The sequence below is a fragment of the Sphingomonas aerophila genome, assembly GCF_014199305.1.
GTDB lineage: Bacteria > Pseudomonadota > Alphaproteobacteria > Sphingomonadales > Sphingomonadaceae > Sphingomonas > Sphingomonas aerophila.
Genome location: NZ_JACIJK010000003.1, coordinates 224,375 through 250,170, shown reverse-complemented (window position 1 = coordinate 250,170; position 25,796 = coordinate 224,375). Strand labels below are relative to the sequence as shown.

Sequence of the window (25,796 nt, the reverse complement as noted above, 5' to 3'; positions counted from 1 at the left end):
CCGTCAGAACAGGAACGTGTAGAAGCAGGTGAAGAACGCCGCGAAGCTCAAGGCAAAGAGCTTCAGATGATCTTCCTCGCGCTGGCGCTGCGCGCCCGTGTCGGGCGGCGGCAGGCTTCGGCGGAAGGGGTGGCGGGCGGCCTCATTGGTCAGGACAAGTCGTCTGGTCATAGCGAGACGTTAACGCCTCGTTTACGATTCCGCCCAGCCACAAAGAGGGTTAAGCCGGCTCCGTCCCCGAACGGGACATTTGCTAATCAACGCGGCGGTGCCGTGGACCCCCGAACGGCCAGGCTGGCGGCGATCTCGATCGGATCGGTCGGTGCATCCCGGCCCGCCCGCTCGGCAATGATCAGCTCCACCGCACGGGACGTGACCTCCGCGATGGGCTGCACCACCGATGTCAGCGGCGGGTGCGCAAAGCGGGCGATCGGCGTGTCGTCGAAGCTGACCAGCGACAGGTCGCCCGGCACGTCCAGGCCCCGATCCCTCGCCAGCAGCAGCGTTGCGAGCGACATCTGGTCGTTGCTGGCGATAATGGCGGTCGCACCCGCCTCCAGCAGCGCTTCCGCCCCCTGCCGCCCGGACTCATAGGAAAAGTCGCCCTGAAACATCAGGTCGTCCGTGGGCAGGTCGTGCGCCGCCATTGCCGCGCGCCAGCCCGCGACACGCCATGCGCTCAGCTCATATTCGTCCGGCCCGGCGATCAGGCCGATGCGGCGATGCCCCAGCGCGAACAGGTGATCGGTCGCCATCTCCGCCGCGCCCGTGTCACCCATGGTCAGCGCGAAGCCACGCCCCGGCGCCAGGGAGCCGATGCGGGCAAAGCTGATCCCCTCACGCTCCAGCAGGCCGGTAATCAGCGGGTTCTGCGAATGCGGTGGCGTCAGGATCACGCCGTCGGGTTGCAAGGCGGCGAGCGCGGCGGACAGCTCACGCTCGATATGGTCGCTGTGCGTATCCACCAGCTCGACGATCAGGCGATAGCCATGCTCCGCGCATTTCAGCATCCCGCCGAGCAGCATCTGGTCGACCCAGTCGGTCCCCTCATGATTGCGCCAGCCCGCAATCGTGCGCTCGCGATCGTTGAGCGCGACGATCAGGTAGGAGCGCGAGCCGCCCATCCGTTGCGCGGCGATGGAGGGGACATAGCCCAGCCGCTCGATGGCCTCCTGCACCCGCGCCATCATCTCCGGGCGGACGTTCGGCTCCTTGTTGATCACGCGGCTGACGGTCTGCAGCGACACGCCGGCATCGGCGGCAACGTGCTTGATCGTGACCGCCTGGCGACGACGCGCCATCAGGCAGCCTCCGCCCGCGCCGCGCCGCAATAGCGCGCAACATAGGTGCCGTGGTCGGGCATGGTCGCGACCGTGCGGGCGACCTGTTCCCGGATCGAGCGGAGGAACTGGTCGAGCTCGTCGTCGCGCAGCTTCTCGGCGACCGGGTGCCAGGCAGCGGGCGTGATGCCCTGCCCCATCAGGACCTGGATCCAGCTATTCTCCGCGAACAACTCTTCGTTGCGGCGAAACACGCGGCCGGTTTCGCGGAACAGCTCGATTTTCTGGGCCAGGCTGTCAGGGATCGACATGGAGCTGACCTGCCGCCAGAACGCACTGTCGCGGCGGTCGGTCACGCAATAATGCAGGATCAGGAAATCGCGGATCTGCTCCATGTCCTGGAACTGCTGGTCGTTGAACTCGGCGATGTCACGGGCCGACACCTGGCGCAACGGCAGCATCCGGATCAGCCTCAGCACCGAGCGCTGGATCAGGTGAATGCTGGTCGACTCCAGCGGCTCCATGAACCCGCCCGACAGTCCGATCGCAACGCAGTTGCGGTGCCACTGCTGGCGGCGCACGCCGGTGGTGAAGCGGATGCGGTTGGGCTCGGTCAGCACCGGCCCCTCGACATTCGCCAGCAACCGCTCGAGCGCGGCGTCCTGGGCAAGGTACCGGCTGCAATACACGATGCCGTTGCCCGTGCGGTGTTGCAGCGGGATGCGCCACTGCCAGCCCGCGTCATGCGCGGTGGCGCGGGTATAGGGCACGGGTGGGCCAACGTTGTCAGTCTGCACCGCGATCGCGCTGTCGCACGGCAGCCAGTGGGTCCAGTCGTCGAACCCGGTATGAAGGGCACCCTCCATCAGCAGCGCGCGAAAGCCGGTGCAGTCCAGGAACAGGTCGCCCTCGATCCGCTGGCCGGAGTCGAGATGCAGCGCGGCGATGTCGCCGCTCTCGCCGTCCAGTTCCACCCGCGCGATGCGACCCTCGACCCGCTTCGTGCCGTCGGCCTCCGCCATCTGCCGCAGGAAACGGGCATATAGCCCGGAGTCGAGCTGATAGGCGTAATTCGTGCCGTCATTGGGCAGGTGCGCAAACCGGCCCTGCATCGCCGCGACCAGTTCCAGGCAGTAGTCGTCGTAGGATTGGGTATGGCCCTTGCTCTGCCCGTACATCCAGAAATGCTGGAAGCCGGCGGACCAATGATCCTTCCCCGTCAGGCCAAAGGAATGGAAGTAGGAGGAACCCTCCGTCTTCCAGCCATTGAACAGGATGCCGAGCTTGAAGGTGGCGCCCGTCGCCCGCATGAAGTCGGCTTCATTGATGCCGAGCAGGCGATTGAAAATGGCGAGCGGCGGGATGGTGGACTCGCCAACCCCGATCGTGCCGATGGCGTCGGATTCGACCAGGGTCAGCTCCACCGCATGACCCATGGTGCGCGCAATGGCGGCAGCGGCCATCCAGCCGGCAGTGCCCCCGCCCGCCACCACGATGCGTCGCAGGCGCCCTTCCCCGCCGCTCATCGGCTGAGCTGCCCAACAAGATACGCGCGCAGTCGTCCGGCGCTTTCCGGCGTCAGCGGGTCGAGCACGCTGCGGGCGCCCGGCGGGATATGGCTCACCACGTCATCCCCATTGTTGAACACATAATACTCGAACAGGTCGCGCCAGTGCTGCTTCTGGTCGGCCGGCAGGTCGCGAATGGCAAGCATGGCGTGGTTCAGCGCATCCTGCGGCACGCCCAGCCATCGCGGCGTTTCCTTCCACCAATAGTTTACCAGCACATTGAAGGGCTCCAGCCCCTCGACATGGTGCCACCACATGGAGGGCACGAACACCGCATCGCCCGCCTCCAGCTCCGCCACCTGTGCATGCGCTAGCGCCTCGCGAAAACGCGGGTGACGCTCGAAATCGGGGTCGTGGAAATCGACCATGCTGACAGCCCTGCCGGCGGGCGTGTTGTCGACTGGCCCCAGGTACAGGTTGCGGAACTGGTCGCGCGGAAAGATCGTGAAGCGCCGCCGCCCGACCGCCACACAGGCAAGATTGTCGGGCATGTCGTTATGCGCCGCGACGCGGGTGCGCGTGCCCATCCAGATGCTCGCCATCGGCTCACGCGCGCCAAGGTCGACATGGTTCGCCTCGTGCAGCCCCTGGAAGAAGCCATGCACGTCAATGGAGGCGAGATAGATTGGCGGCGCGTCCGCCCGCTCTTCCAGTGTGTCGATCTGCGCGAATATCTCCGGCAGTTTCGCGCGAAGCGTGCGGAAGTTCATGCCCATGGCATCATCGTAGAACAGCCGTCCGCCGTCGGTCGCGGGCGCGCCGACCGATACGGTGAAGGGCACATCGCGACGACGGCGCAACAGGTAGTCGCGCGCTTCGCGGCCAGAGCGGCGCCCGGCCTCTACCAACGGCCAATCGGCGACAAGCCCGCGCACCACGAACGGCTCGGTCGCCTCGCGCAACCGCGCATCAAGATCGCCCGCATCGGTGACCGACACTTCCGGCACGCTTGGCAGGCGCATGGAAAGGCCGGGATCGGCTTCAGCCACGCGCAACCACCGCGTTCTTGCGCGCGATCAGCTTGGCCAGGTTCGACAAGGATGCCAGCGCCATGAAGATCGGCATCAGGTGCCCCGCCTCGTGCAGGTCGCCCAATTCGCTCGCGTCCAGCGCCTGCAGCCGATCCTCGTCGATCCCGTGATACCCGGCCAGCCGATGCTCGGACCCGCTGTCCAGGGTCACGTCAATCGTCAGCGGCTCGATCAGGTCGTACCGGGTCAGCGCGGCGAAGAAATCGTCGCTGCCACGCCAGCCCGCATCCAGCGCGCCCAACTGCTCGGCGATTGTCTCCAGATAAGGCGTCGGGCGGCCGTCCTCGTCGAACACGCGCACGCCCTCCCCGCCCGTCGCGATCCGCGGGCTGTCCAGGTCGACATGGACCTGCGCCTCGCCACCCTCGGTCGCGGGGCGCCCGATCAGGAACGGCTGGATGTCGATGGAGAGCGGCCTGTAGCGCGCGTCCCAGCGGTCGCCGTCCAGGAACAGGTTCTCGCCGTTCTCGAACCCGAACAGGGCGAGCGCGGTGTACCGGTCCCGCTCTAGGTTCAGACGGAACAGGATCGGGTATTCGTTCTGCACACGCCGGAACTCGTCCGGCACGACCAGTGCCGACATCACGGCATCGCCTGCCCCGGCTTCGCGCGTGGTCGACACGCGCAGTTCGCGATGTTCCTCGCTGGTGAGAATGGTATGGTTCGACATCAGGATTGTTGCTCCAGCGCGGCCGGGCCATGCGCGGCCCGCAGCGCATCAAGATAAGCGCGATTGGTGGGAAGCGAGGCGAACAGGGCGCGGGCGCGCTGCTCCACCGCGGCAAGATTGGGTGCGGGTTCGGGCCGGAACTGCCCCGCCGTCTGTACGGCATCGGTCATGCCGTACAGCACATATTGATAGCTGGCGGCCGGGAACACCTCATCGACCATGGGGAGGTCGTCGCTGCTGGGCGGGCGATGCGTCCACAGCGCGATCAGGTCAGCGAGGCGGTCGGGCATTGTTTCGGCCGCCCGGTGATCGCGCCAATACGGCTCCTGCCGCCGGCTCAGCGCATAATGGAGCTTCAGGAACTCGACGATCCGGTCCCAGCGGTACCGAAACAGCTCATTGAACCGCTTTGCCTGGATCGCCAGCGCGGCGCGCGTGGGCCAGTCGCCGAGCAGCGCGTCGATCGACAACTCCACCGTGACGATCGCCGACGCCTCCAAAGGCTCAAGGAAGCCCGCCGACAATCCCACCGCCAGGCAGTTACCGACCCAGAACCGCTCGCGATGGCCCGACCGGAACATCAGCCGCCGCGCGGTCGGAACCTCGGCAGTGCCAAGATATCCGGCAAGCGTCGCGGCCGCCTCGTCGTCGCTCATGTGGCTGGACGCGTACACACAGCCCACCCCTCGCCGGGTCGGAAGGCCAATGTCCCAGATCCAGCCGGCACGATGCGCGGTGGCGTCAGTCTGGGCGGCGATCGGGCTGTCGGGCGCTACCGGCACCTGCACCGCGAGTGCGCGATCGTTGAACAAGGTGCCGCTGCGATCGATCCAGGGCACGTCCGCCACCAGCAGCGCGGCATGGCCGGTGCAGTCGAGGAAGAAGTCACCGTCGATCGGGCCATGCGAACGGGTGTGCACCGCCAGCACGTCGCCGTCCTCCGCCCGCTCGACCTCGGTCATATGGTCGCGCAGATGGCGCACGCCCAGCCGCCCTGTCGCGTGACGCGCCAACAGGCCCGCCAACTTGGTCGCGTCGAGGTGATAGCCATAATTCAGCGCGCCGGCATAACCGGGCATCGATCGCTGGCGCGGTGCAAGCCGACGCTGCGTCACCCCCGCCTGCGGCGTCACGGCTTCGGCAAAGGAACGCCCGCCCGCCTGGGACTGCCAGGCACTGACAAGCGCCCGGGGATCCGCATCCGTGGGCGGCGTAAAGGGATGGAGATACGCATCCCCCTCCGCGCCGGTCGCCCAGCCGATGAAGCGAGACCCTTGCTTGAACGATGCGTCGCAGGCGAGCAGGAATTCCGCCTCTGCGATGCCGATCTTCTCCAGCGTCGCACGCATCGTCGGCCATGTGCCCTCGCCCACGCCGATGGTCGCGACGTCGGGCGACTCGATCAGCGTGACTTCGACCGGGTGCTCGGCAGCGGGGTCGGCCGCCGCGGCGATCCGGCACGCGGCCAACCAGCCGGCGGTACCACCGCCGACGATCACGATCCGGGAAACGGGCCGGTTATCGGCCCGGGTCATGGGCTGCTTCACCGTGCCCGTCCTACCGTTCAGCCATGTGTCGAGCGGCATGCCGCGATGCCGCTTGTGCCGCCCGACGCTGGAAAAAGCCACCCTCCCAACGGAAGGATGGCCCGTTCCGGAGCCTTAGAAGGTAAACCGCACGCCGGCCGAGTAGCGCGCGTCCTGCTTGGTCGCGAAGGTGATGTTGCGCTCCGAACGCAGGTGACCACCACGATCCGACCCGGTCAGGTTGATCGCTTCACCGAACACCGCGATGTTTGGCGTGATCGCATAGCTCGCGCTGGCGTCCAGCTGGCCATAGGTATTGATGTAGGTCGGGTTGGTGCCCGCGCCCGACAGATACCCCTTGCGCCAGTTATACGCGGCACGCGCCTGGAAGCCGTACTTGTCAAAGAACAGAACCGCGTTGGCGCTGTCCGACAGGCCGGTGATCGCGAACTGCGACACGGTGGAAGGGAGCGTGTTGTCGTACTTACGGTTACCGTTGACGATCGTGTAGTTCAGGATCGTGCCAAAGCCCGTGTCCCAGAAGTTGTGCTGGATCGCGAACTCGAAGCCGTTGACCGCCGCAGTCTGATCGCTGTTGAACGGCGTGGAGATCACGAAGTTGACGGCCGGATCATTCGGCTGGGCGATAATGGTGCCGTTCACGACCGAACCGGGGTAATTGGCCGCGAAATAGTCGCGGATTTGCCCAAAGGTCGCGTTCGCGCCCAGCGCCGCAATCGCGGCCTGGTAACGAGGGCCGCCAAGCGGAGTAGTCACCGCCGGCACGATCGTATTCACCTGGGTGCTGCCGATGTAATTCGACACATCCTTGTGGAAGTAACCGACCGAAATGTAGCTCTCGTTGCCGTAATACCACTCAGCCGACAGGTCGATGTTCTTCGACTTGTACGGGATCAGGTTCGGGTTGCCGAGGCGGCCCGTGCCATTGCCGAATGCACCCACGCCCGCGCCGTTGCCGGGTCGGAACAGCGTGTCGAGGTTAAGCCCGCCCTGCAGGTTGTTGTAGTCCGAGCGGGTAATCGTGTGGCTGTATGACGCGCGCAGCTTCACGTCCCGGATCGGCTGGATGTCGATGTCAACCGACGGCAACCAGTTCTCGTAGGTGCCCTTGTAGGTCGTGAACCCGCTTCCGGTGAACAGGATGTTGAATTCGTTCTGCGAGTTCTGACGCGCACCCGACGGGGTCGGGACCAACGCGGAGGCGAGGACGTTCGTGTTCTCGTAACGGATGCCCGCGATCAGGTGCCCGGTGCCGGCCAGCAGGTCGAACTTGCCGTTGAACTGGAAGTACGGCGAAACCGTCTTTTCCCGCACGCGCGAGTCGGTCGTGAACGGGATCCGGCAATCCCCGTCGCCGCCGCAGATCTTGTAGGCGTTGTCGAGCAACCCGACCACGCGCTCGAAGTCGAACGAATAGAACTGCTGAACAATGCTCGGGTCGTTCGCGCCGCTCAGCCCCTTGAACAGGTTGGGGATGCTGGTCAGCTTGAAGATGTCGTCCGGCAGCAGCGCGGCCGCGGCGGCGCGCTGAGCGGCACTGTCGCCGCCGGTACCGCCCCAGGTGTCGTTCTGCAGCACGCTATAGGCAGAGCGCACCTTGTTGTCGGTGTACTGCACGCCGAAATCGAGGCTGTCCAGGAAGCCGCCGTCATGGTCGTAATGACCCTTCAGCTGCACCTGGTTGATCCGGTCGCGGAAGAAGGAGTTGCGGAACGCGCTGCCGGTCGGCGTGATCAAAGCAGCGTTCAGCGGATCGATCCCCGGCTGCATCGTGTACGACATGACCGGCAGGTCGTTGTCGAAATTCAGCGTCTGCGTACGCACACCAAATACCGCCGTACCAAGCGAGTTGGAGTTGCCGTACTTGCTGGTCGGGTTCGACTGCGCGGTTGAATGATGTGCGTCGAGCGCGACGGTGACGCCGCCCGGCGCTTCCCAGGTCAGGTTGCCGCCGATCGACTTGTTCTCGCTCTGATACGCAGTCTGGGCGGCGGAGTAGCTGAGGTCCTTTGCCTCGTTCGGGCCAAAGGTCTCGCTGTAGAAGACGGGGCCGGCGACCGGGCCGTCCGTCCATGAACTCGACGTGTTGTTGTGGTTATACCAGATACCCACGCTGTTATCGCGGACGTTCACGCGATTGCGCGAATAGGTGTAGTCGACCGTCGCGGTCAGCTCGTCGATCGGGCGGAATTGCAGAACCGCCTGGCCGTTGATGCGCTCACGCTTTCCATCCGCAAAGTCGTAGCTGCCGTTCTGCGGCACCTGGTACACGTCCGTCGCGTCGGGACGGTTCGTGATGTTGGCAGCGCCCGGCGTACCCGGCTGGGCCAGCGAGCCCCAGTTGTTCTCGTTGCCGAGATAACCGTCGCGCCAGCCGGCGCTGGCGGTGTTCACGGAAAAGTTGCGCTTCTGATAGGCGCCGGTGACGAGCACGCCGATGCGGCCGTCGGCAAAGGTGTCGGAAATGATGCCCGACACTTCAGGCGTGATGTCGTTCTTGCCGTTCTGCGAGGTATCGATGACGCCACGCGCCGCAATCGAGCCGCGCAGGCCCATCTTGTCGAACGGACGCGGGGTGCGGATGTTGATGGTGGAACCGATGCCGCCCGATGGCACGGTGGCGCGACCGGACTTATAGACCTCCAGCGCCGCGACGCCTTCGGACGCGAGGTTCGCGAAGTCGAAGGAACGCGATCCAGGTGCGCCGTTACCGTCGCCGATAGTGGATGTCGGCATCTGGCGGCCGTTCAGCACGACCAGGTTGTATTCGGGACCGAAGCCGCGAACGGTGACGAACTGGCCTTCGCCGTTGGAACGGTCGATCGACACGCCGGTGATGCGCTGAAGCGATTCAGCCAGGTTGGTGTCGGGGAACTTGCCGATGTCCTCGGCCGAGATCGCGTCCACGACGCCCTGCGCGTCACGCTTCAGGTCGATCGATGCGCGCAAGGAGGCGCGGATGCCGGTGACCACGACGTCCTCGGTCGTTTCGGCGGGGCTGGCAGCGTCTGTAGCGGGAGCGGTCTGTGTTTCGGCGGGACCGGGATTGCCGGCCGTGCTGGCTGCATCCTGTGCGTAGGCTAGCCCGGGGACGGCGGCGATCGCCAGCGTCGAGGCCCCAAGAACCAATCGCGAAATCGACCGAGCCGTAAAGCCCCGCATAAACCCTCTCCCCTGAAAAACGTCCAGCGCGGCTGACCCGCGCTTTCGTGAGAACGTTCACCTGCGCGGGCCATTGTGGGCTGTCAAGCGGCAGGAACACGGCCTGATACAGGTTATCGCTAACATTGGCACGGAAGGTTGAGAACGTTCCCACTGTGTGGCAGGGACGCAACAATGCCGCAGCGCCGGCAAGAGGGGATTGCCATGAATACCAGGATCAAAACGGCGCTGTTCGCCTCCACGCTGCTCGCCATTGTGCCAGCGTTGGCCGCCGACCGGACATCGGCCACAACGGACGCCCGCGCCCGCGCCGACTCGATCGTTGCCCGCATGAGTGCGGACGAAAAGATCGCGCTGCTGCACGGGCTTTTCCCTCCCATGGCGAAGGGCAAGTCCGCCAACGAACTCATTCCCTCCGCCGGGCATATCGACGGCATACCGCGCCTGGGCGTGCCCTTGATCCGCGAAAGCGATGCGTCGCTGGGCGTTGCCAATCAGGTGGAGCAGCGCCGCGGCGACGTGGCAACCGCCCTCCCTTCCAGCCTGGCCACCGCCGCCAGCTTCGATCCCGCAATAGCGCGGGCCGGCGGCGCGATGATCGGCGCGGAAGCGCGGGCCAAGCGCTTCAACGTTCTGCTCGCGGGTGGCGTCAACCTGACGCGCGATCCGTGGAACGGGCGCAACTTCGAATATCTCGGCGAAGACCCGCTGCTGGCCGGTACGTTGGCCGGCGAACATATCGCGGGCGTTCAGTCGAACCGGATCGTGTCCACGGTGAAGCACTTCGCACTCAACGCGCAGGAGACTGGCCGCTCAATCGTTGACGCGCGGATCGACGAGGCGGCGTTCAGGATGAGCGACCTTCTCGCTTTCCAGATCGCGATCGAAAAGGGCCAGCCGGGATCGGTCATGTGCGCGTACAACAAGGTCAACGGCGACTGGGCGTGCGAGAACAAGTTCCTGCTGACCGACGTGCTACGCCGCGACTGGGGCTATCGTGGCTTTGTCATGAGCGACTGGGGCGCGGTGCACTCCACGGCCAAGGCCGCGAATGCCGGGCTGGACCAGCAATCGGGCCAGGAACTCGACGAGGCGCTGTATTTCGCCGAACCGCTAAAGGCGGCAGTCGCCTCGGGTGAGGTCAGCCAGGCGCGGATCGACGACATGGTGGCGCGCTACCTCACCGGGCTGATCGAAACGGGCGCGTACGACACCCCCGCACCGGCGCGCGCGCAGCCAATCCCCTATGCCGAGCACGCCAAGGTCGCCCAGCGCGCCGCGGAACAAGGCATCGTGCTGCTGCGCAACGAGGGGAACGCGCTACCCCTCGCACGCACGGCCAAGCGCATTGTGCTGATCGGCGGACGCGCCGATGTGGGCGTGCTGTCGGGCGGCGGATCGAGCCAGGTACGATCCGTTGGTGGCGCACCCGTGGAGATCCCGCTGACCAGCGGCGCTGCGGCCTCCTTCGCGCGCATCACCTACCATGCGTCCTCGCCGCTGAAGGCGCTGCGGAAAGAACTGCCGAACGCGCAGATCAGCTTTGTAGACGGGCGCGATCCGGCGGCGGCGGCGGCAGCGGCGCGGGCAGCAGACGTCGCGATCGTATTCGCGACCCAGTGGACGACGGAGGCGCAGGATGTGCCTGACCTGTCGCTCCCCTATGACCAGGACGCGCTAATCACGGCGGTGGCATCGGCACAGCCGAACACGGTGACGGTGATGGAGACGGGCGGGCCGGTGCTGATGCCCTGGCTCAATCAGGTTCGCGCGGTGGTGCAGGCCTGGTACCCCGGGCAGCGCGGGGGAGAGGCGATCGCGGGCGTGCTGACCGGGCGCGTCAATCCGTCGGGCCGTCTGCCGATCACCTTCCCCGCCGCCGCGACCCAGGCACCCCGCCCCACCCCGGTCGGCCTCGACAAGTTGACCTCGCTGGAAGCGCAGGCGGCTGCCAATCCGGCGAACGCGTCGAACTTCCAGCTTCAAAGCTTTCCAGTGGAATACCGCGAAGGCGCCGATGTCGGCTATCGCTGGTACGAGAAGCAGGGGCAAAGGCCGCTGTTTCCGTTCGGTCACGGCCTCAGCTACACGGGCTTCGCATACCGCAATCCTGTGGTGACCGGGGGCAAGTCGCTGTCCGTCTCGGTCGAGGTCGTCAACACGGGCAAGCGCGCCGGCAGCGACGTACCGCAGGTCTATGTGGCTCGTGACGGCCAGGCTGGCCCCATGCGCCTCGCCGCCTTCGGCAAGGTGACGCTGGCCCCCGGTCAGGCCCGCCGGGTAACGTTGACGGCCGAACCGCGCGTGATCGCCGACTATGACACCGCGCGTCCGGGCTGGCACATCAAGCCGGGCCGTTATCGCGTGGCGCTCGCACGTGACGCGCAGGACCGTTCGTTGATGCTGACCACCACGCTGGATGAGCAGTTCATCAAGCCCTGAACGGTTGCCGTCATCGCGGGCGGCGGGCAGGGTCTGATCGTCCATGCCTGCCGCCGTGCTTCCCCGCCGCTCGACGGCAACGCTGATCCTGTTCGCCCTGGCCTATGCCGGCGGGGTAATCGGGTATCTGCCGCTGCTCACCCTGTTGCTGCCGGTCAAGGTGGAAGCCCTGGCTGGCGATGCGCGACTGGACGTGCTGACAGCGATTGTCATCAGCGGTGCGATCGTGGCGAGTGCCAGCAACATCCTGTGGGGCTGGCTTAGCGACCGATCGGTCGCGCGTGGGCAGGGCCGTCGCGGGTGGCTGATCGGCGGGGTCGCCGGAACGGCGCTGGCCTATGCCGGCATAGCGGCCGCTGCCACGCCAGCACAGGTGATCGCGGCGGTGATCCTGTTCCAGGTCGCGGTCAACGCCGCGCTCGCCCCGCTGATCGCGATGATGGCGGACGAGGTGCCGGACGCGCAGAAGGGCACGCTTGGTGGCCTGCTGGCGTTTGCAAACCCGGTCGCCGCCGGCCTGTCGGCTGGGCTGGTCGCGACCCCTGCGCTGGGTGAGACGGGGCGGTTGCTGCTGGTGCCGCTTGCCATGATCGCTTGTGTCGTGCCTCTGCTCGCGCTGCTGCCGCCCTCAACGCCGATCGACGCCGAGGACGAGCGCCCCCTGCCGGGGCGGACGCGCGACATGGCGGTGGCTTGGGCGGCCCGGCTGCTCGTGCAGGTCGCGGGTAATGTGCTGTTCCTGTACCTGCTCTATTATTTCGAGAGTATCGCCGCGGATCTGCCGCGCACTGAGTTGCAGACACGGACGGGGCACCTGCTCACCCTGTCCTATCTGTTGCCGCTGCCAGTTGCGCTGATCGCGGGCCGTTTGTCAGATCGCAGCGGCCGACGACGGCCGGTGCTGCTTGCGGCCGCCGCGGCCGCCGCGTTGGGGCTGTGCGGCATGGCGGCGGCGGCGAGTTGGATAGAGGGTGCGTTGGCCTTCACCACCTATGCGGTCGGGTCGGCGGTGTTTTTGGCGCTGCACTCGGCCTATGCCATGCAGCTGCTGCCGAGCGTGCGGCACCGTGGGCGCGATCTGGGACTGTTGAACCTGACCAACACCCTGCCGGCGCTCGCCGGGCCACTTCTCACCTGGTGGCTGGCGAGCCCGCGCGATTTTGAAAAGCTGATGCTGCTCCTCGCCGCGCTCACGCTCGCAGGCGGACTGACCCTGCTCGCCGCCCGTCCAGCATCCCGTCCGGCCTAGCGAGCCCAGTAACGGACATAGTCGACCCGCATCGATTGCGGGAACGTAGCATCGTCGATGCCCTTTTGGCCGCCCCAGTCACCACCCACCGCGACGTTCAGGATCATCTGGTAGGGCCGGGTAAAGGGCCATGCGCCCTTGTCGCCAGGCTGATTGTTGACGACCCGCATATAGGCGCGGCCATCGACGCCGATGGTGATCGAATCCGCGCGCCAGTCGAGCTGGTAGTTGTGGAACGCGGTGCAACTCGTCGCGACCGGCTTCTGTGCGCCGCGCTGCGTGCCCAGGCGATGATTATAGGTTCCGCTGTGGATGGTCGCGTGGATCACGTTCGGATCCCAGCCGACCATTTCCATGATGTCGATTTCACCCTCGTCGGGCCATTTCCCGCCATTGGGCAGCAGCCAGATGGCGGGCCATATCCCGCGCCCGCACGGCAGCTTGGCGCGCACTTCGTAGAAGCCATAGCCCATGCCGGGCTTTGAGATCAGCCGGGCGGAGGTGTAGCCCTGCCCGCCCCAATCGGCGAACCGCTTCTTGTCGAGCACCTCCTTGCGGGCCTCGATCACCAATGCGCCCTTTTCGATCCGCGCATTCTCGCGCCGGTCGTCATGGGCGTAATATTGCTTCTCGTTGTTCGGCCAACCCATCGGGTTGCGGTCGATGTCGAAGCGCCACTTCGACAGATCGAGCGTGTTGAACTCATCCGCGACGCTGGGCTTGCCGGCTGGCGCCGGCATGGCTGCGTCCACGGCATAGTTGGTGGCGCCCAGCGTTGCTGCCTGAAGCGCGAAAAGAAGGACGGTCATGGATAGCTCCTCAGCGTCTGGCGGATGGCACCGGGCCGCGCCGCCGCGCCCGCATCGTTGACGATATGCGCGATGGTGCCCTTGCCGCCGCCCAGGGAGATGGTGGTCGCGCTGGCGATACGGACGCCCGGCTGGCGGGGTACCTCGATCCCGCTTTCCAGCACGATCGACGGGTCGGCGGTGAAGTTGGCGTAGATGCCGAGCCCGGTCGCCTCATGCTCACGAACAGCGTCATCGACCTTGTACGCTGCCCAGCCACGAGCTGAATCCGCGCGCCATGCCGCTTGGCCTGGCGGGTCATAAGGCAACTCGTTCTGATAGAAATATGTGCGGCCGCGCTCCCCGCGCCACAACGTGTTGTGACGCTGGAAATGCTCCACGAACAGGCCGTACATCGACACGTCGTCGCCGTTGACGATCAGCCCCTCGCCCCCCGTGCTCTCGGTCCAGGCGGTGTGGATGCGGCCCGCCTCGCGATCGCCATGGTCGGCGCGCCAGAGCCACAGATGGTCGCCGATCACGCCGCGGCTGTTGACCTCCACCCCGCATTCAACCTTGCCGATCGTCGCGCCGCCGACACGGACATAGAGGTCGGCGAGTAGCGTCGGGTTTCCGCGATGGTCTTCGCTGCTACCGCGCGGGCCAACCTCCACCAGCACCGGCGAATTGACAGGGCCGGCATCGACCAGCAGCCCCGCGACACTGACGCCAGGCACGTCCGCAATCGTCAGCGCAGGGGTGCCTTTCACCGGCAGCAGCGTGGCGAGGCCAAGACCCAGCACGACCGTGTCGGCGCGCGCGACCCGGATCGGCTCGTCCAGCGGATAGATGCCGGGCGTGAGCAACAGGTGCCGCCCCGCGGCCAGCGCGGCGTTGATCTGGCGCAGCGGCGTGTCAGGCCGCGCGATCAGGAAGTCGGACAACGGACCCGACCGCCCGGCCGGGGTGCCCGCGGTCCAGCTCGGCCCGGATGCATCACGGCGCAGCGCGGGAACGAACACCGCCCAGTCGCCGCCGCGCGTGACGTGGAGGAACGGCTTCTCACGGATAACCGGTACCGACGGCAGGCTGGTATAAGGCGGCTCCGGAAAGCTCGTTGCGGGCGCACCGGCGACCCCGGCGAACATCATGTTCCAGTTGCTGCCCTGCCAGCCGGCGATCTGGCTGTTGCGGGTGAACCATTGCTGCTGGGTGCCGGATTTTATGGTGCCAGCAACCCGGCTGTCCGCCAGCAACCCGCCGCTCGACCAGCCGCCATCGTCCAGCAGCAGGTCGCCCTGCAGGTCCATCCGGCGATACGGCGCGGCCTGCGATACAGCCCAGCGATCGACCCGGTCGGGCGGCCGCACACCCAAGTTCTCGACCCCGCGCCAGAAGTTCACCAGCGCCATGCCCTTGGCCCAGTCCGCCTCGGCATGGACATGGCCATCAACAGTCGCATCCGCGGGTAGCAGGCCCAGCCCCGCAACCTGCGTGAAGAATCCGACATTGATGTCGAGCTTGTGCCGGCCCGGCTTCAGCAGCACCGCATGGCGCGCGTCGGCGAAATGGGCGCGCTCGGTCTCCTTGAAGATCGCGTCCACCCGGGCCTGTGCCGCGCGCGCAGGCTGAGCGGGGTCAATGACCAGAATGTTGGGCCCGAAATCCGGCTCGCGCCCGGCGGCAAGCGTGCGCGGGGCAAGCGTCACCGCTGCGCCCGCCGCCAGCACCGCCCGCCGGGTCGGGTTGGCGCTCAATGGATCGACGCCGCTGCTGGCTCTCCCACCGCATGAACGGGCGCACGCCCGGCCGCGACGGCAAAGACGCACAGCACCGCATAACAGGCCGCCGGCACGATCAGTGCAAAACCATAGCTGCTCGCATCCGCCAGCCCGCCGACCAGCAGCGGCACCAGCGCGCCGCCGACAATGGCGGTGCAGAGAAGGCCCGAGGTCGCCTCCGCACTCGCGCTAGATCGCTCCAGCGTCAGGGTAAAGATGACCGGGAACATGATGGAGTTGAACAGCCCGATCGACAGGGCCACGAACCCGGCGCTGACGCCGCCTACGAACACGACGTACAGGCATATCGCCCCAGCTACCGCGGTGAACAGCGCCAGCAGCCGTGCCGCATCGAACCGGGCGAGCAGCGCGGAGCCGACCGCGCGGCCGGCCATCGCGCCACCCCAATAGAAGGCGACGGCCTTGCCCGCTTCCTGCAACGACACGCCAGGCGTGCCGTCCGACCCCATGGTCCAGCCGAGCAGCGGCACGCCGAACGCCGCGTCCGAATGGCCCCACACAGCGTCGGAATTGAGGAACAGCGCCATCTGCGTGCCGATCGACACTTCCGCGCCGACATACAGGAAGATCGCCAGCGCGCCGAACAGCGCCCAGCGTGAGGCAATCGCGGAGCCGACCCCGCCCGATGCTCCCTGCGGTGCAGGGGCAGCGCGCGCCACGGTGCCACGGCCCAACCAGAAAAACAGCGCCAGGACAGCAAGCAGCCCCGACAGCCACAAATAGGCCTGGTCGATACCGGCCAGCGCCTGCGCCCGCACGGCCGGATCCAGCGCCGCGCCGCCCTTCACCTCGACCCCCTTCAGGAACAGGTGTGCGCCGAGCAGCGGCCCGAGGAATGTACCGAGCGAGTTGAAGGTCTGGCTTAACACCAGCCGGAAATGGCTTCGCGACGGGTCGCCCAACGCAGCGGCGAGCGGGTTGGCCGCGACCTGAAGCACCGTGATGCCGCTTGCCAGCACGAACAGCCCGAGCAGTACCAGCCAGTAGTTGGCGATATTGGCCGCGCCCAGCATGATGAGGCAGCCGGCAACCATGGTGCCAAGCGCCAGCAGCACCGCCGTGGTCGCGCGCATCCGCGACACCAGCGCGGCGGCGGGTAGCGACACAACGAAATAAGCGAAGAAGAACGCCGACGCGCTCGCCTGAGCCTGAAGGTTGGACAGGGTGAAGATCCCCTTCACCGCCGCGACCAGCGGGTCCACCAGCGACGTGATGAAGCCCCATGCGAAGAAAAGGGTCGTGACGATGGCAAAGGCTGCACCTGCCCCGCTGCCGGCGCTGCCTGCCCTCGTCCCCGTGTCGTTTCGCGTGGTTGCGCCGACCATGTGTCCCCTCTCCATCTGTTCTGGCCAGCGTGCTAGCACAGCGGACCGGACCGGCAAGGGCCTTTGCAGGGGCCATCGGCCCGCGCTACCCTGTTCGGCGTGAACGTTCACACTGATCGCCCCCGCCCCACCGCCGTCGCCACGAAGTTCGGCGAGGAGGGGCAGGTGCTGGTCAGCGTGGACGACTTCGCCCCCGACCCGGATGCACTACGCGCGGCGGCAATGACGGCGCGATTCGGGGCGGCCGACCAGCACTACCCCGGCGTCCGCGCGGCCCTGCCCGGGGGCTATATGCAACAGCAGATGCCGCTGATCGCGAGGCTGATCGGACGGCACCTGGGGTCTTGCCGGCAGGTCCGGGTAGTCGATGCGAGCTTCTCGATCGTCACCACCGCGCCCGGGCAGCTCTCCGTCCCGCAGCGGCTGCCCCATGTCGATGCGTATGGCGCGGAGCGGATCGCCATGGTTCACTACCTGTCGCCCGAGGATGGTGACGGCACCGCCTTTTTCCGCCACCGCGCGACAGGGTTTGAGACGATCACCGCGGAACGGGCGCCCGCCTACACCGCCGCCCTCGACGCTGAACTGGCCAAGGCCCCACCGCCACCTGCTTATGTCGCGGGCGACACCCCCCAATTCAGTTGCATCGCCCGGGCCGAGGCACGCTTCAACCGGGCCCTGCTGTACCGCAGCTGGAGCTTGCACAGCGGCGCAATTGCACCCGATGCCGCGCTGTCGGCCGATCCGTCCGTCGGGCGGCTGACCATCACCGGCTTCTTCGCCATCGCGTGAAGTTGCAGGTTGTTGCCAAGCTTTTTCATCATTGCGTGACCATTCGGACCGTTGCGCGTTAGCGGCGTCAGGTTGCAAAGGGCATGGGACGCGATGAGGATCAAAGGCGAGCAATGATGGAGGAAAGCACGGGCGCCGCCCTGGACGCCCGACCGTTCCTGCAACATGGCGGTGAACTCGGGGAGCGGATCAACCGCTTCGACTGGAGCCGCACGGCCATCGGTCCCATCGAGAGCTGGCCTACCGCGATGCGGGCGACGCTGGCGCTGATCCTGCGCTCCCCGGTGCCGGTCGTCACGCTGTGGGGCGACAAGGGCGTCATGATCTATAACGACGCATATCGTCAGTTCGCGGGCGGACGGCATCCTGAATTGCTGGGAACCGAGGTGCTGCTCGGCTGGCATGAGGTTGCCGACTTCAACGCCAACGTCATGCAAAAGGTATTCAGGGAAGGCGGCACCCTGTCCTACAAGGATCAGGAGCTGACGCTGGTGCGTGACGGCACGCCCCGCGTGCTGTGGACGGACCTGGAATATTCCCCGGCGGTGGACGAACATGGCCGGCCACTGGGCGTGGTGGCGGTGGTGATCGAGACAACGGATCGCGTGCTCGCCAATCGTGCGCTGGTGGGGGATCGCGACCGCCTGTGGACCATGTCGCAGGACCTGCTGCTGGTCTGCACGACCGAAGGCACGATCACGGCCGTCAATCCTTCCGCCGGGCGGATGCTCGGCTGGACGGAGGACGAGATGGTCGGCCGATCCATTGCCGAGTTCATCCATCCCGACGACCAGAACGGCACGGCGGCCGAGGTCGGGCGGCTGCGCGCCGGCGCGACGACGCTGGCCTTTGAAAACCGGTACCGTACGCGCGACGGAGATTATCGGGTGCTCGCCTGGACGGCGGTGCCCGATGCCGGCCGTATCCACGCGATCGGCCGCGACATCACCGCCGAACGCCAGCTTGCCCGCGACCGGGAGCGGATCTGGAAGCTGTCGCCCGTGCTGAAGGTGGTGACCAACCGCGACGGGATCGTGACGGACGTCAACCCGTCCTGGACCGCGACGCTAGGCTGGACGCGGGAAGAAACGCTGGGCCGGCGCAGCACCGACTTCATGGTCGGGGACGAGTCAGCATGGCGCGAGCGGGTGGAAACCCTGAAATCAGGCGACTCGCTGCCAAGCTACCAGACCGTGCTGCGGACGCGTGATGGGGAGCAGCGGCTGATCCATTGGACCACCGTTCCCGAAGGTGGCACCTTCTATGGGTTCGGCCGCGATGTGACCGCCGAACGCGAAGCCGCCGCAGCGCTGGCCGAAACGGAAGAAGCGCTACGACAGGCGCAAAAGATGGAGGCGGTCGGTCAGCTGACCGGCGGCATCGCTCACGACTTCAACAACCTGCTCCAGGGCATCACGGGCAGCCTGGAGATCATGCAGCGCCGTATCGCCGAAGGACGCACCGACAGCCTCGACCGCTTCATCGCTGGCGCGGCGGGCGCTGCGCATCGCGCTGCGTCACTAACCCATCGATTGCTCGCCTTTTCCAGACGACAGCCGCTTGATCCCCGGCCGGTGCGGGCCAATGCCCTGATCGGGTCGATGGAGGACCTGCTGCAACGCACGCTGGGCGAGCAGGTCCAGCTTCGCCTTGCGCTCCACGACGCGCTCTGGGTGACAAAGTGCGATCCCAACCAACTCGAAAGCTCCATCCTCAACCTGGTCATCAACGCCCGCGATGCGATGCCGGAGGGCGGCACCCTGACCGTTGAGACCGACAACGTGCGCCTAGATCATGCGGGCGCGGGGCGTCGTCGTCCGGTCAAGGCCGGTCATTACGTGCGTGTCAGCGTGACCGACACCGGCACGGGCATGGACGCCGACGTTGCAGCACGCGCGTTTGAACCCTTCTTCACCACCAAGCCGATCGGCAAGGGGACGGGGCTGGGCCTGTCGATGATCTATGGCTTTGCCCAGCAGTCAGAGGGCTATGCCGGCATCGAGAGCCGGCCGGGTCGCGGCACCACCGTCTCCGTTTACCTGCCCCGCCACCATGGCGAAGGCACGGTGGGCGACGATGCCGCTGTCCTGACGGAGCCAACCCATGCCGGACATGGCGAAGTGGTGCTGGTGGTGGAGGATCAGGCCGTGGTGCGCGACCTGATCGTGGAGGAACTAACGGAGCTCGGCTACGCCGTGCTGTCCGCGGCCGACGGTCCCGAAGGGCTCCAGTTGATCCGATCGATGGAGCACATCGATCTGCTTGTCACCGATATGGGCCTGCCCGGCATGGGCGGGCAGGAACTGGCGGATGCCGCACGATCGCTGCGGCCAGGCCTGCGGGTCCTGTTCGTGACGGGCTATGCGGAAACTGCGGCGATGGCGTCCGGCTTCCTGGAGCCCGGAATGGCGATGATCACCAAGCCGTTTGCGATGTCCGCACTCGCCGCGCGCATCCAGGCGTTGATCGGGGGAGAGCCGGGCTGACCTGCCTAAAGCTGGTCGAAGGCGACCCGCACCATATGCAGCGCCAATCCGCCCCGGTCGGCATATAGCGCGCGGGCGGCATGGTTGCCCGGGTCGGTCCCAAGCCATCCGCTTTGACAGCCGCGCTCCTTTGCCCAGGCAAACATTCCGTCAACAAGCTCCCGTCCGATGCCGAGCCGCTGCATCGACGGCGCGACGCCCAGATTGTCGAGGAAGAACGAGTCGGCCTGGTCAGGGCTCAGGTGGATCTGCCCCCTCGCCTGCCCGACAATGCGTCCTTCATGCAGCGCCACCATCATCAGGTGGCGCGGCTCCCGCAAGAAGGCTCGCAGCCGCTTGGGCCGGATCGGCGCGTCGAAGACATCGTCCGCAACCGCCGCGAACAGGCCGACATCGGCCGCGGTGACCCGGACGAGAATATAGTTGCTGTCCACGACGCGTCGCTAGCCGATGACCGACCATCTACCAAGGGGAGGTCGAGCGCTTACAAGCCGAACCGAACACCCGCGAATACGGCGCGCCCTTCGCCCGGAAAGAACACCGAAGTGCTGGCGCTGCGTGCATCCGTCACCGCCGCGAACTCTGCCGTGTAGCGCCTGTCGGCAAGGTTGCGTGCGTCCACGAAGAGCGTCGCTGGGCCGACCCGCACCCCGCCCGATACGCTGACCACCGCATAGCCGGGCGCCTTCAGCGTGTTGGCATAATCTACCCACACGTCCTTGGGCCGCCAGTCCAGGAACGGCTCGAGGAATACGCCGCCCCGGCCATCATAGCGAAGCGACACGCGATACTGGTGTTCGGGCGCAACCGGCAGGCGATTGTCGCCATGAACGCGGTCGCCGCGGAAGCGGAAGTCGGACCAGCCATAGGTCTGCCGTAGGCGGAGCCGCCCGACGGGCCCGTCGAGCAGGCGCAGGTCGATGCTCGCCTCCACGCCCTGGTGTCGCGTGCGGTCCGCGTTGAAGATCGTGGCAGGCAGGTTTGCGCTCGGCAGATAGCTGAGCAACTCTCCAGCGACCGTCGCGCGGTAATAGGTCAGGTCCCAGGTCACGGGCCCCGCACGCCCACGGGTGCCGACCTCCGCCGTCCAGGCCCGCTGGCTGTCGACGGGCGCGAAGACCTGTTCGCTCGTATTGGTCTGGGTCAGCGCCCCGAACTGGGGCGGCTCCACCGATCGGGTGTAGTTGGCATAAACCTGCACCGTGCCGCGCTCGAACAACAATCCGACGCGCGGGGCAAACCAATCGAAATCGGCAGTGTCGGCGCTGCTTGCCAGACGGTTGGTGTAATCGCGAGTAGCCCTGCCCCAGGATGCGCCCGCTACCAGGGCGAGGTTCGGCACCACGAAGAAGCGCCCTTCGCCGAACACGTCCAGGCCGCTTGCCACCTGGCGCGTGTCGCCGATGCGCGGCCCGTTATTGCCGCCGATGTTGACGAACAGGTCCTGTTTGGTCCCGCCCTGCCGGTAATAGGCCCCGAAGAACAAGTCGGCCCTGTGCCCGGCGATCTCGCCCGACAGGTCGAAACGACCAAACGCGCCCTGCGTGTCGGTATCCTGGTCGATCACGATCGAGATCGGGTGATGAAGGTCGGTCTGCGTGACGTAGATTCCGCCTTCGAACACCAGCCCATCGGACAAGCGGAGGTGTGTTTGCACGGTGACTCGTTCGACGTCCTGGTCGCGCGCCTGCCGCCGGTCCGCCACCCCCGCGCCTGCGAAACGCGGGTTGTTGAGCGCGTCCGTCAGACTGAGCGCGCCGGGTACCTGCTGGTTGATGTCGGCGGCATAGCCGATCAGCCGGACCTCATTCTCCTCCCCGAAACTATAGCCGAGATTGAGCGTGCCTCGGATCTGGTCTGACGCGGACTGCTGCCGATAGCCGTCCGACCGATAAGCGTTGAAGCTGCCATACCAGTCGAACGCCCCCGCCTTGCCGGCGCCACTTGCCTGGCCGCGCAGGCTGTCCCAACTGCCGCCCTCCAGCCGCAGCGAAAAGGGCGTGGCCGCCGTCTTGCCGTTGGGGGTGACGAGGTTCACCGCCCCGCCCAGCTGCGCCCCGCCAAAGCGCAGCGCGTTGCCGCCCTTGTACACCTCGATGAAACGGGCGCCGAGCGGGTCGACCTTCTGGAAGTCGGAAAAGCCGTCCGCATCGGCGAAGGGCACCCCGTCCTGTGCCAGCAGCACGCCGCGTTGGTGATAGCTCTGGTCTAGGCCCGACCCGCGGATCGACAGCCGGGACTCCTCGCCATAGCGCTTGTTCGACAGGACGCCCGGAACGTCGCGCAGCAAGTCGGGCAGGCCGACTACCTGTCGGTCGACATAGGTTTCCGCAGCGACGACCGACACCGATCCGGGTGTGCGGGACAGGCGATCGCGTGCGCGGGCAACCACCGGCGGATCGTCGCTCCCCTTTTGCGCAGTTACGATGACGTCGGGGTCAGCCTGTGCCGCTTGGGCGAGGGCAGCAGGCGCGAGAAGGCAGGCGGAGACGGCGAAAGATGCCGTCGCGATCGCAGCCGGCAGGCGCCGGCGCGGGGACGTGTACATGGTGGATGCTCCTGATCGCCGGCGCGCAATCGCGGCCGGCCCTGAATGACGACGACGTCGGATCAGGCGAGGAGCGGCGGACCCCTGAGCGGTGGGCGAACCCGCGAGTAAGCGCGGACCGGCAGATCCGGCGCGCGGACCAGTGCGGCGGCAAGGATGAACAACAGCGCCGCGGCCAGCAGCACCGGATCGGCGGCCGACAGGGCGGGCATCGCCAGGTCGGCGAACGCGCAGGGGCTGGACACGACGCTGCCGCCATCATCCCCGGCATTGCCGTGGTGCATGTCGGACATGGCGTGGGGCGTGGCCGGCATCACTGCGGTGGCAGGGGAAAGCGGGCCGTACCCTGTACAGATGGTGATTGCGAAGCCGCCCCCCGGTACGGGCATGAAGCCCGCGGGCACAGCAAGCCGTACCAACAAGGCCGCGGTAACGAGCAGCACTGCCAGCAACGGGTGAACCCGAACAAGGGAGCGAAGCCAGGTCACCCGTGCCGCTTAGGCGTGCAAGCGACCTCTGTCACTGCGCCGGGTCAAGCAGCGGCAGCTTTGGCGCGGGCACTCCCGCCCGCACCAGCAACCGCCAGCCCGTCGCCAGACCAACCAGTATCAGCGCCTCCCGCCCGAATTGCTGCGCCGTCCAGTAAGGCGACAGCGCGGTGTGGACGCCGCCCAGCACGAAGGACCAGCCGAGCAGCACAAGCTTGTACGCCACAAAGCCCGCGCCAAAGCCGGTCGCCATCGCAACGCCGCCGGCCCGCGCCTTTCCCCCGCCCCAGCGTGCCGCGCCCAGCGCCGCCAGTGCGGCGCTCAACATCGCCCCGCCCCATGCGATCGTGACCGGATCGTTTGGGTAATGGAGAACCGCAAAGCCGATCAGCTGGCTCGATGCCCAGGCGATTACCATAAGCGCCATAGCGTCGCGGAGGCGCAGGCGCATCCCTGCCAAGGCGGCCAATGCCACGAATGGCGTGGCACAGGCCAGGCCCAGCGTCACCGCTGCGCTGACCCCGGCAAGCATCGCGACCCAGAGTGTCGCGACGCCCCGCCCGCTCGCCCGGTTAGAAGCGACCACGGAAACCGGCATAGATGCTACGACCGAGCGTTCCGAAGCCATAGGCGGTCTGATATTTCCTATCGAACAGGTTTTCGCCGCGCACGAACAAGCGGACATTGGTGAGAACGGGCAGTTCGACGCGGGCGTCCACCAGCGTGTATGGCTTCAGCCGTATCGTGTTGCTGACATTTTCGAACGTTTCACCCGACCAGCGCACATTCGCCCCGATCGAGGCGCCTGCAGGGAGCGAATAGCTCGCGCCGGCATTCCAGCTATGGCGCGGACGGCGCGCAAGCTGGTTGCCGAAGCTGGCCGATCCCGCCGAACGGTCTTCCGAGGCGATCCAGCTATAGTTGCCGTCGACCAACAGGCGGCTTGTGATCGCGACACGGCCCGCCGCCTCCACGCCGTGCGCAAACGCGCGCGCTATGTTCGAGTAATAGCCAAAGCGCTGCGCGGTGGTGCTGCCCGGCACCAGGCAGAGCGGGTCGGTCGTGGGTGCAAAGCAGCTCGCAAAGCTGATCAGGTCGCGGGAGCGACGTTCGAAATAGGTCGCGCCCACGGCGACGCGGCCGTCCAGGAAGCGTTGCTCGGCGCCTGCCTCCCAGCCTTTGGCGCGCTCGGGATCGAGGCTCTGGTTCCCGTACTCGGAAAAGAGCTGGTACAGCGTCGGCGCCTTGAACCCTTCGGAATAGCTAGCGCGGATCACCGTGCCCCAGGGCGCGGTATAGACACCGCCCGCCGCGAACAGCGTCTGGCTGCCAAAGCGGTTATGATCGTCGTTGCGCACGCCGCCGGTGAGCGTCAGTCCCTGCGCCACCGTCGCGTTGAGCTGGCCGTAGAAGCTCGTCACCTCAGCGCGGCCACGATCGGTAGCGGTGCCGAAGGCGGGCGAGGCGCTGCGGAATCGGCTGACCTCGTTCTCCGCGCCAAAGGTCGCGTCGATGCCGTTCGTGATCGCGACGCTACCTTGGTATTCGAAACGCTCGTTGCGGCCGTTGGACTCGAACGTTTTGTCAGGCTGCGACTGCGGATCGAAATTGTCGCGGTCGACATTGGTGTAGCCATATCCGACGCGGTTGCGGAACCGGCCATCGAACAGGTCGAGGTTCAGCCCCGCATAGCCGACGAACTCGCGAGCCTTAGAATATTCGAAGCTGTCGCCGGCGAAGCCGTCCAGTTCGATGCGCCCGTTCGAGTAATAGCCGCGGACATCGGCGGAAAGTCCCGGCGCAAGTTCCAGCAATGCGCGGCCGGCAACCGACTGGTTGGTATAGCCGTCGCGCTCACCGCCGCCGAAGCCCGGTGCGATGGCGGAGATCCCATCGGTGGTGAACGCCTGTGCGCCGATGCGGAACGAGAGCGGGCCCGTTCGCCCGCCGATCGCGGCGCGGCCGCTCACCGTGTCGCGGCTGCCCGCTTCCACGTCGGCGCTGCCCTCCAATGTTTCGCCGGGCAGGGGCGTGACGATGTTGACGACGCCGCCGATGGCCTGGCTGCCCCACAGGATCGACTGGGGCCCGCGCAGCACCTCCACCCGGGTCGCGTCGTTGGTCAGCAGATTGCCGAAATCAAAGCCACCACCTGGGGACGACGGGTCGTTCAGCTTCACGCCGTCGATCACCACCGCGGTCTGGTCCGCCTCCGCGCCGCGGATGCGCAGCGAGGTGACGGTGCCATAGCCGCCGTTGCGCGACAGGCTGACGCCCGGCGTGCGAACCAGCAGATCGGCAATGGCGAAATCACCGGCGCGATCAATCGCCGCCTTGTCGAGAACGGTCACGGAGGCCGTCACACGATCGATCGACGTCGGCGCGCGATTGGCGACGACCACCACCGTGTCGGGCGACGAAGCGACGCTGTCGCCGGCCTCCGTCGCGTCCGGGGTGGCAGCGGCGTCGGGCCGGGGCGCCTCGATCTGCTGCGCGTGCAGGGCAGCCGGCGCGATCAGCGCGAGACCGGCGAGAAACGAAAATTTGGACATGCGAACTCCCGAACAACAACACGCCCCGGCGCGCGATGCGCCGTGGCCATTCTTGTCGTCACTCGG

General features: G+C 66.7%; 19 protein-coding genes. 4 read left to right on the top strand and 15 right to left on the bottom strand.

Annotated elements, in window-relative coordinates; all coding sequences use genetic code 11:
• Positions 1-3: 3 nt before the first annotated feature.
• From FHS94_RS05995 to FHS94_RS05965, 7 genes are all read right to left on the bottom strand, one after another.
• Positions 4-171, bottom strand: a complete 168-nt coding sequence (locus FHS94_RS05995; protein ID WP_184055672.1) for a hypothetical protein — start codon at positions 169-171, stop codon at positions 4-6.
• An 86-nt stretch (positions 172-257) separates the two neighbouring features.
• Positions 258-1,301, bottom strand: coding sequence for a LacI family DNA-binding transcriptional regulator (locus FHS94_RS05990; RefSeq protein WP_184055670.1), 1,044 nt, complete (start codon positions 1,299-1,301; stop codon positions 258-260).
• Positions 1,301-2,806 carry a tryptophan halogenase family protein gene (locus FHS94_RS05985; protein ID WP_184055668.1) on the bottom strand — a complete coding sequence of 502 codons (1,506 nt, stop codon included), beginning with the start codon at positions 2,804-2,806 and terminating at the stop codon, positions 1,301-1,303. The genes FHS94_RS05990 and FHS94_RS05985 overlap by 1 nt, the downstream gene beginning before the upstream one ends.
• On the bottom strand, positions 2,803-3,837 hold the full coding sequence (locus tag FHS94_RS05980; protein ID WP_184055666.1) for a cupin-like domain-containing protein: 1,035 nt from the start codon (positions 3,835-3,837) through the stop codon (positions 2,803-2,805). The genes FHS94_RS05985 and FHS94_RS05980 overlap by 4 nt, the downstream gene beginning before the upstream one ends.
• Positions 3,830-4,549, bottom strand: coding sequence for a SapC family protein (locus tag FHS94_RS05975; protein WP_184055664.1), 720 nt, complete (start codon positions 4,547-4,549; stop codon positions 3,830-3,832). Before FHS94_RS05975 ends, FHS94_RS05980 begins: the two co-directional genes overlap by 8 nt.
• The gene (locus FHS94_RS05970) at positions 4,549-6,084 is read right to left on the bottom strand and encodes a tryptophan halogenase family protein (RefSeq protein ID WP_184055966.1); all 1,536 of its coding nucleotides are present in this window, start codon (positions 6,082-6,084) and stop codon (positions 4,549-4,551) included. Before FHS94_RS05970 ends, FHS94_RS05975 begins: the two co-directional genes overlap by 1 nt.
• A 126-nt stretch (positions 6,085-6,210) precedes the next feature.
• Positions 6,211-9,258 (bottom strand): TonB-dependent receptor, encoded by a 3,048-nt coding sequence (locus tag FHS94_RS05965; RefSeq protein ID WP_184055662.1) that lies wholly within the window; start codon positions 9,256-9,258, stop codon positions 6,211-6,213.
• Positions 9,259-9,462: 204 nt separating this feature from the next.
• On the opposite strand from FHS94_RS05965, the gene FHS94_RS05960 reads away from it, so the two are divergent.
• Together FHS94_RS05960 and FHS94_RS05955 are read left to right on the top strand one after the other, a co-directional pair.
• The gene (locus FHS94_RS05960; protein WP_184055660.1) at positions 9,463-11,700 is read left to right on the top strand and encodes a beta-glucosidase; all 2,238 of its coding nucleotides are present in this window, start codon (positions 9,463-9,465) and stop codon (positions 11,698-11,700) included.
• 43 nt (positions 11,701-11,743) lie between these two features.
• Positions 11,744-12,949: an MFS transporter gene (locus FHS94_RS05955; RefSeq protein ID WP_184055658.1), complete on the top strand. Its 1,206-nt coding sequence runs from the start codon at positions 11,744-11,746 to the stop codon at positions 12,947-12,949.
• Here the strand turns inward: FHS94_RS05955 and FHS94_RS05950 are convergent.
• From FHS94_RS05950 to FHS94_RS05940, 3 genes are read right to left on the bottom strand one after another with little or no spacing between them, the layout of a single operon-like run.
• Positions 12,946-13,758 carry a glycoside hydrolase family 16 protein gene (locus FHS94_RS05950; protein WP_184055656.1) on the bottom strand — a complete coding sequence of 271 codons (813 nt, stop codon included), beginning with the start codon at positions 13,756-13,758 and terminating at the stop codon, positions 12,946-12,948. The two genes, FHS94_RS05955 and FHS94_RS05950, sit on opposite strands and share 4 nt — an antisense overlap.
• A complete protein-coding gene (locus tag FHS94_RS05945; protein ID WP_221234584.1) occupies positions 13,755-15,494 on the bottom strand; it encodes an adenylyl cyclase in 1,740 nt (579 codons plus the stop codon). The genes FHS94_RS05950 and FHS94_RS05945 overlap by 4 nt, the downstream gene beginning before the upstream one ends.
• The gene (locus tag FHS94_RS05940; RefSeq protein WP_246348387.1) at positions 15,491-16,864 is read right to left on the bottom strand and encodes an MFS transporter; all 1,374 of its coding nucleotides are present in this window, start codon (positions 16,862-16,864) and stop codon (positions 15,491-15,493) included. The genes FHS94_RS05945 and FHS94_RS05940 overlap by 4 nt, the downstream gene beginning before the upstream one ends.
• Before the next feature lie 99 nt (positions 16,865-16,963).
• Here FHS94_RS05940 and FHS94_RS05935 point away from each other — a divergent pair, with 99 nt between their 5' ends.
• Both FHS94_RS05935 and FHS94_RS05930 read left to right on the top strand, forming a co-directional pair.
• Entirely contained in the window at positions 16,964-17,656 is a 693-nt protein-coding gene (locus FHS94_RS05935; RefSeq protein ID WP_343055187.1) for a DUF6445 family protein, read from the top strand.
• Positions 17,657-17,772: 116 nt separating this feature from the next.
• Positions 17,773-20,142, top strand: a complete 2,370-nt coding sequence (locus tag FHS94_RS05930; RefSeq protein ID WP_184055654.1) for a PAS domain S-box protein — start codon at positions 17,773-17,775, stop codon at positions 20,140-20,142.
• 5 nt (positions 20,143-20,147) lie between these two features.
• On the opposite strand, the gene FHS94_RS05925 is transcribed toward FHS94_RS05930, so the two are convergent.
• From FHS94_RS05925 to FHS94_RS05905, 5 genes are all read right to left on the bottom strand, one after another.
• Positions 20,148-20,576 carry a GNAT family N-acetyltransferase gene (locus FHS94_RS05925; RefSeq protein WP_184055652.1) on the bottom strand — a complete coding sequence of 143 codons (429 nt, stop codon included), beginning with the start codon at positions 20,574-20,576 and terminating at the stop codon, positions 20,148-20,150.
• A gap of 50 nt (positions 20,577-20,626) precedes the next feature.
• Positions 20,627-22,690 (bottom strand): TonB-dependent receptor family protein, encoded by a 2,064-nt coding sequence (locus FHS94_RS05920; protein WP_184055650.1) that lies wholly within the window; start codon positions 22,688-22,690, stop codon positions 20,627-20,629.
• A gap of 62 nt (positions 22,691-22,752) precedes the next feature.
• On the bottom strand, positions 22,753-23,178 hold the full coding sequence (locus FHS94_RS05915) for a hypothetical protein (protein WP_184055648.1): 426 nt from the start codon (positions 23,176-23,178) through the stop codon (positions 22,753-22,755).
• Between the two features lie 31 nt (positions 23,179-23,209).
• Positions 23,210-23,776 carry a hypothetical protein gene (locus FHS94_RS05910; protein WP_184055646.1) on the bottom strand — a complete coding sequence of 189 codons (567 nt, stop codon included), beginning with the start codon at positions 23,774-23,776 and terminating at the stop codon, positions 23,210-23,212.
• Positions 23,751-25,730 carry a TonB-dependent receptor plug domain-containing protein gene (locus FHS94_RS05905; RefSeq protein ID WP_184055645.1) on the bottom strand — a complete coding sequence of 660 codons (1,980 nt, stop codon included), beginning with the start codon at positions 25,728-25,730 and terminating at the stop codon, positions 23,751-23,753. The genes FHS94_RS05910 and FHS94_RS05905 overlap by 26 nt, the downstream gene beginning before the upstream one ends.
• Between the last annotated feature and the right edge of the window lie 66 nt (positions 25,731-25,796).